This window comes from Phytoactinopolyspora endophytica, assembly GCF_004138495.1.
Taxonomy (GTDB): Bacteria; Actinomycetota; Actinomycetes; order Jiangellales; family Jiangellaceae; genus Phytoactinopolyspora; species Phytoactinopolyspora endophytica.
In genome coordinates this window covers 74704-81638 of the sequence record NZ_ML142862.1, presented here as the reverse complement: position 1 = coordinate 81638, position 6935 = coordinate 74704, and the positions used below count along the sequence as shown (strand labels likewise).

Genomic DNA, 6935 nt, shown 5'->3' with positions numbered 1-6935 from the left:
CAGCGCGCGGGAGCGCACTGGCGAGTTGTACGACCTGGAGGCCGACCCGGACGAGCTGATCAACCTCTGGCACGACGAGGCACACCGCGACACCCGCTTCGAGCTGCAGGAGAAACTGATCGACGTCATGGTCGCCACCGAGGACCGTGGCAACCCGCGCCTGGCGCCATGGTGAAGTCACATCTTCGAAATGACAGACCAGCTTCGAGCTGCAGGTCATCGATCTGTCGGTATCAGAGGATCAACATGTGAAGCTCCGCCGCCCGATGACTCGGGCGTGATGCCACTGACTCCCGGCTCTACGCGCGGGTGAGCCCGGGTACGCCGTCTTCGATCACGAAAGAAGCGGCCGTGCGCGCGCTGGACGTGGGCCGTTCCACGGTGTCCACGAGGCGGAAGTCACCCCGGCACTCCTGCGCGGTGACGCGGAACGAGACGTAGCCCCTGCCGTTGCCCTTGAGCCGGATGTGTGGGTTGTCCGGGTCCGGGTCAAAGTCAGCGGTCTGCTCGCTGTCTCCCCCGCTGCTGATCGAGGTGCCGGTGAACTCCGCACCCACGGTGACGGACTCGGGGTTCTGGAAGTCGGCCTTGATGTCCGCGGCGCGGTTGGCGTGGATGTCTCCGGAGAGAACGAGCGGGTTGCGTGCCCGGCCGGAGGCCAGCTCGTCGAGAACGCGCTGGCGTGGCACCCGGTAGCCGTCCCACTTGTCGCTCTCCAGGCCGACGTCGGGGTCCTCGAAGAACGGAACCTGCTGAGCCAGGACGTTCCACCGTGCGCTCGACGCGGCGAGATCGTCGAGCAGCCACTGCATCTGTGTGTCGCCCAGCATCTTCCGGTCCGGATCCCATGCTTCGGGGGAGTGGGCCTCCGGGTCGCTGACCTGGTCACTGCGGTATTGGCGGGTGTCCAGCACGTTGATCGTCGCGAGATCGCCCCAATGAAGCCGCCGGTACAGCTGGATGCGCGAGCCGGAGGGACGTTGTGCTTCCCGCAGCGGCATGTGCTCCCAGTAGGCCTTGAACGCCTCCGCTTTACGCCGTGCGAACTCCTCGGCCGGAACGTCCGGATCGGCGTCTTCGGCGGTCCAGTTGTTCTCCACCTCGTGGTCGTCGAAGGTCACCGTGAACGGCGCGCCGGCGTGCATGGCCATCAGGTCCGGATCACTTCGATACTGGGCGAGCCGGACCCGGTACCCGGCGAGATCTCTGACCTCGTGCGATGGGACGTGTCCCCGGCCCAGGCTGCCTTGCGCGCCGCCCTCGTAGATGTAGTCACCGAGGTGGAAGACGATGTCTGGATTCTCGTCGAGCATGTCCTGGTACGCCGTGTAGTAGCCGGCCGAGTAGTTCTGGCAGCTGGCGATCGCGAACCGCCACGAGTTCGGCACCTGCCCCGGTGCCGGAGCGGTGCGCGTCATGCCGACCGGGCTGATCTCCCGTTGCACTCGGAAACGGTAGAAGTACCACCGCGCGGGTTCTAGACCCTCAACGTCGACGTGGACGGAATGCGCATCCTGCCGCGTTGCGCGCACCACTCCCGCGCGAACGACGTCGGAGAACTGCTCGTCGTGGGCGACCTGCCACTGCACGGGTACGTCCCACGTGGGCATGCCGCCCGAACCGTCGAGCGCGAGCAGTTCAGGGGCGAGTCGTGTCCAGATCACCACCCGGTCGGGTAGCGGATCACCTGAGGCTACGCCGAGTGAGAAGACGCCATCCGGCAGCTTTCGTGAGCGAGACGGCGCGGCCGCGGCCGTGGTTACGGGCGCCAGCGCTGCGGCGGCGGTGGCCCCACTCAACTGGAGGAAACGTCGACGTCCGAGGCGCAGATCCATGAGCGCTCCTCCCGCGATGACACGTTCAGTCAACGCTAGGGAGGCGACATGGCGGGCCGATGACGCCGAGGTGGCGAGCAGTGGGCCGTCAACTAAGAGGTAGGGGAGGATTGCCCTTCACTGGGCAGAGCCGGCGACGGATCCGGCGCAAGATTGTCTTACCGCGTCGGCGCGGGAGGCGGCGTAGCTGCCCGCTACTCCTGGGGCAAAGCTACGTGCGTGTCACCGGGCGCGGTTGTGTGCTTCTATTTGTGCGTGAGCACAGCCGTCGGGAATGGTGCTCGCGCGTTGTGGCCATCGGGCTGTCGCCCCATGACACCTTGATCACTCAAGATCCGGCGATGGTGCGGACGTTGTCTGCCTGGTTGCCCTTCGTGCCGCGGCTGACCTCGAACTCGACTCGTTGCCCGTCGTTCAGTTCACGAAAGCCGCTAGTGTCGGCGATGGCGCTGTAGTGGACGAACACGTCGCCGCTGCCATCGTCATTCTCGATGAAGCCGAAACCCTTCGCGGCATCGAACCACTTGACTGTACCGGTCGGCATTCTGCTCACCTCCCCGTGGTGGACGCCTTCTCATGCCTGTTTTACCCGGCTCCGCCTGTGTCATGCCGGGGTTCAGCGCCGCTATGCGGTGGACTGGGTTCGAACACGACGGCGAGCTGGCTTGTCACGGTGCCGTCGACGCTTGCACGGGCCCTCGCCTGAACGTCCACGCGGGCGACGCGATGACTGGAACCCCAGCTCCAGATGAGTGCCGCCTTCTGGAAGCTGCGCTCGGCGATCACCTCGATCTCCGTGCCGTGCCGGTAGACCCAGATCCGGTCCGCCTCGTATGGCCAGTGCCGTTTTCGCAAACCCAGAAGGTAGGACGTGGCGGCCGGCGCGGCCGGCGCCTGCCAATCGGACACGTGGTGTGCTGCCAGCTCACGCGCCGCCACGCGCGCTGCGTCGGTGACGTCGCGAGCGGTCTCCTTGCGCACGAGACGCGGCCGGATCCGCCTGAAGGCGATCTCCGATCCCACACCGGCGAGGATCGCGCCTGCCACGATCACGACAAAGACGACGGGGTCCTCGCCCATCGCGCGTCTGGCGCCGAGCGAACGTCCGTCCTCTGCCCGTGGCATCTGGTCGCCATACAAGAAGAGGAACGGGACGATGACGGCGATGCCGATACCGAAGAACACGCCCAGGGCGGTCAGCGCTTCCTTCGTCACGGTTCCGCGCTCCGGGTGGGCGCGAAGTTCATTCCAGCGCTCGGCCATCGCCGTATGATACCGGTTGCGTCTGGCTGGTGCTGTCCAGCGCGGCCGCGGGGTGCGGCCCGTCAGGTCTGTGGCATCGTCGGAGCTGGATTCCGGAAACGTTGTGTGACTGGCACTGTGCACGATGGAGGGACGTCGATGGGGGCCTTGTACCCGTCCGAAGAACGTCGTCGGCTCAGCCGGAAGTATCGCTGGGCCGCGACCGTTATGTGGCTTCTCGTCGCCCTGGTCGGCATGGTGATAATGGGCGCCGTCATCGGCGACGTCGACGGCGGCAGCGGGCCGCGAGATGACCTGAACCCGGTTGTCGCAGTGCTGTCGGCGGTGTCACTGGGCGCCACCGTCATCGGCGTCATGGTCGTCCTTCATCGCCAGCATGCGTTCTGGAAGCGAGCAGCCCGAGTCGAGGTTCCACCCGTGCTGATGCGTGGAACCATCAGCGACATCGCCCACACGCGGGTGAACAGCCGGGTGTCGGTCGACGTCCACGGATCGTCGACGTGGCGGTTCACGACGAGCGACCGCCAAGACACCGTGGGCGTTCCGGGCGATACGGTCACCGTCGAGCTGTATGACACCGAGGGAAAGGTCCCCGGCGCGTACCGCAACGAGCGCACCGGCCGCGTCCGCGCGATCACCACACGGGTGCCTTCTCCTCTTGCTCCACGCTGACATCTCGACGGTGCGCTCTATCGCTGGTAGAAGCGCATGTAATCGAACTCGGCGGTGAGGCTGTCGTCTCCTTCGATGCCGAACGCCGCCAGCCCGATCCGTGGTGACGAGTCCGCGGGAAGGGTGCGTACGCCGTGCCATACCCAGTTGTCACCGTCGACGCTGGTAGCGGCACGGTAATGGTGTTCACCTGTGTCGGCGTCGAGATTGTGCTTCAGGCGCAGCCATACTGTGTCGGATGTCGTGGGTCCCAGGCGTGCGTCCCCGTACACCACACGCTCGTCCCAGGGCATCTCCTTGCCGAACGTGACGTGCCGGGTACGGCGGGCGGCGGCGTAGCTGAGCGTGACGAACTCATCGTCATTCGCATGGGCGACGAGTCCGGCTTGCGGCCACGCGAGTGGATACGTGTCTCCGAACGGGACGGTGACTCGGGTCTCGGCCGTCCAGTCGCCTTGAGGGGCGTCACGAAGCAATAGCGAAGCGGTGTCATCGGCGACGGGACGCTGATCGATGAGCTCCGCCTGTTGAACCGGAAGTGTCAACTCGCCGTCGTCAACCGCGGCGTCGGGCTCGCGGATGCCGGTCCAGCCGGTGTCCAGTTCGCTCTCGAACTCGTCACTGATCTCGGGGTCGAGCGGACCGAGCTCCGGGTCCGGCTCTTTCGTCGTCGCCGGTGTGTATAGATCGGCAGCCGTGACGTCGTCGAACGAGGCGGATGCGTGCTCCGAGATCAGTCCGAAGCGGCCGTTTCTGAGGCCTTGTGGGACGCTGATCTCTGCCATGGCGAGCGGGTCGTCGAGCCCGGCGTCTGTGACTGTCGCCTCGAGAGCACCATCACGGATGTGGATATCGAGTTCGTGCCAATCGTCGTACTGGAAGCCTGGGGGCAAGGGCTGGGCATCCCGGTCGACGACGTCGCCCGAACGTTGTGCCTCGACGACGAGCGCGTCGGCGTCCTTGTCGATGAACGCACGGACATGGCTGGCGGGGCCCTGTTCGAAAGCGACGAATCCGGCCGATCCGCCGCCGTCAGAGTCGAGCCGGACTGCTCCCCTGATACGGGAATTCCCCGTCAGGGCCTTCCTCGCATACAACACATGTGTCCGGTCCGCCCGAGGGCTCTGGAGATAGCCGCCAGCCGGTTCGAGGTCGATCTCCCAGTCCGGGGTCCGTCGCCAGACGCGTGGGGACAGTGAACCGGCCTCGAAACTGTCTGATATCCGAGCATCCGTGGTCGGGTCGGCCTGCGGGGTGTCGAGGAGACCGCGTCCGGCGTTGGCCGTTGGCCAGCCGTCGATCCAGTCCAGCCGGCTGATGACGAGCCCTCGCGCGCTCAGGGTTCCCTGCAGGTAGGGATTGTTCCGGTCGATGCCGTGAGTGACGAGCCACTGCTGACCGGTCACGTCCGTGGCCACGGTGTTGTGACCGACGCTGACCCATCGGTTTCCGTTCGGGGCCTGCACGGGTGTGCCACCGGCGTGCCGGCCCAGGATGGAGTTGCCGTCCCGGTCGAGGAAGGGGCCGAGAGGGCTCTTCGAGCGGGCAACGTGGACAGGGTAGGCCGAGACCGGCCCCGCACAGCAGCCGCCGATGATGGATAGGAAGTTGTAGTAGTACCCATCTCGGTAGACGATGTGGGCTCCTTCATACCGGTTCTCGAGTGTGACCGGGGTCCGCTCTCCGACGGCGGTCAAACCGTCCTCGGACAGTTCCACGACGGTGACACCGCCAAGGACCGAGCCGTAGTAGAGGTAGCGAGTGCCGTCCGGTGTGGACACCACCTCCGGATCGATGACATTGCGCCAGGCCTGCTCGCCCGGACGTGGCTCCCAGCGCTCCGGGCCGGTCACGAAGGCTCCGGAGTCGGTCCAAGGCCCGGCCGGATTCGAGGCGGTGGCCACCCCTATGGCTGTCCAGTTCTGGCCTTCGCCAGGAGGGTTGACAACGTACGAGTAGTACAGGAGGTAGCGGCCGTCGACGTATTCGACGGCCGGCGCCCAGTACATGCGGCGCGCGTCATCGCCGAAACCGTCGTAGCGCGGCTCTGTCTCCGGCGTGAAGACATCATCCACGTACTCCCAGTCGACGAGATCGTCCGACCGTGCGATCTTCATCTTGCGGTAGTCATCGCCCGGGAACAGTGGATCACCCGTGGCGTACGCATACCAATAGCCGTCGCGTCCGCGGATCACTGTCGGGTCGGCGAAGTTGGGTACTTCATCGCCGCCGACCGGGTTCGTGAACGACGGCTCGGCTGGGGGTTCGTCGGCGCCGGGTTGCTCCGAGCCGTGCGCGACAGCTGGCGCCAAGAGCGAAGCGGTGAGAAGTGCGCTGATCAAAAGCCTGGACACGGGTCTGAACATCGAGCACATCCTCCGGAGGTCGGGCGGCCGTGGCAGTTGCCGTGTTCTTTACAACGTTGGTACGTGGTGGATATGTTTGCGCTAACTCAACCTGCTGTCAAGAGCACTCAGGGGTGACGACAAGAAACAGGGCCGGTGACGTGGCTCGACGCACGCGGATGCCGAGAAGACGTCATCTCATGATGTCGTGACCGGTGGAAGTCCTCGGTCCTCGACCGAATCGCAGCAGCTCAGTGACGACAGAAGGTGGGTACCTTCGTGCGACATGTCGTGTTTTCGCAAACATCCCCGACGGGTTCCTCGGGATGATCGATCGGTTGCCGGTGCCCGGGACCCAACTTCACGCAGATTCAGTGTTTCCGAGTCGTTCCCGCCCGATCCGGCGCACATCCGTGATGGCTTCGGTCAGTGACCCAGGGGCAGCAGACGTGATCGCGGCGACCATGTGATCGACCTCGCGCATGCCTGCGCGGTCGAGCAAAGTCTTCTCGTTCGTCGTCCACTCGCCTCGGGAGGCCAGGATCGCGTGGGCGTATTGCAACGCGGCGACGACGAGCATCGCGGCACACTGCGCGACGTGACCGGCCGGAGCGTGATTGTGCTCGGCGTAGGTCAACGTCAGCTCGGCTTGGTCCGTCCACCTTTTCCGTGCCGACTGTCTCAGCGGTTCGGGGTACTCGACAGTCGGCAGCGCACCGCGGAGCACCTTGTTGATGGCCAACTCACCGACCACGAGGTAGCTGGGAATGCCGACCAGGTGGAACATCAGCGGCTCGATGTTGAACTCGCCCTTCATCGA

Annotated in this window: 5 protein-coding genes and 1 pseudogene; 1 reads left to right on the top strand and 5 read right to left on the bottom strand. The window is 65.4% G+C overall.

Translation table 11 applies throughout. From position 1 onward, the window contains the following. Positions 1-299 precede the first annotated feature (299 nt). The 3 genes from ELR45_RS23625 to ELR45_RS23615 all read right to left on the bottom strand — a co-directional run bounded on the left by ELR45_RS23625 (position 300) and on the right by ELR45_RS23615 (position 3098). A complete protein-coding gene (locus ELR45_RS23625) occupies positions 300-1835 on the bottom strand; it encodes an alkaline phosphatase D family protein (protein WP_129668536.1) in 1536 nt (511 codons plus the stop codon). Between the two features lie 328 nt (positions 1836-2163). Then, positions 2164-2379: a cold-shock protein gene (locus ELR45_RS23620; RefSeq protein WP_129668535.1), complete on the bottom strand. Its 216-nt coding sequence runs from the start codon at positions 2377-2379 to the stop codon at positions 2164-2166. A 41-nt stretch (positions 2380-2420) separates the two neighbouring features. After that, the gene (locus ELR45_RS23615; RefSeq protein WP_129668534.1) at positions 2421-3098 is read right to left on the bottom strand and encodes a hypothetical protein; all 678 of its coding nucleotides are present in this window, start codon (positions 3096-3098) and stop codon (positions 2421-2423) included. A gap of 138 nt (positions 3099-3236) precedes the next feature. Between ELR45_RS23615 and ELR45_RS23610 the strand changes: the two genes are divergently transcribed. Continuing rightward, entirely contained in the window at positions 3237-3770 is a 534-nt protein-coding gene (locus tag ELR45_RS23610; protein ID WP_129668533.1) for a hypothetical protein, read from the top strand. A gap of 17 nt (positions 3771-3787) precedes the next feature. Here the strand turns inward: ELR45_RS23610 and ELR45_RS23605 are convergent, their stop codons facing one another. Together ELR45_RS23605 and ELR45_RS38880 are read right to left on the bottom strand one after the other, a co-directional pair. Beyond that, positions 3788-6136, bottom strand: a complete 2349-nt coding sequence (locus tag ELR45_RS23605) for a glycoside hydrolase family 43 protein (RefSeq protein ID WP_165368045.1) — start codon at positions 6134-6136, stop codon at positions 3788-3790. A 340-nt stretch (positions 6137-6476) separates the two neighbouring features. After that, a pseudogene (locus tag ELR45_RS38880) lies at positions 6477-6935 on the bottom strand (nucleotidyltransferase domain-containing protein); the annotation flags it as partial.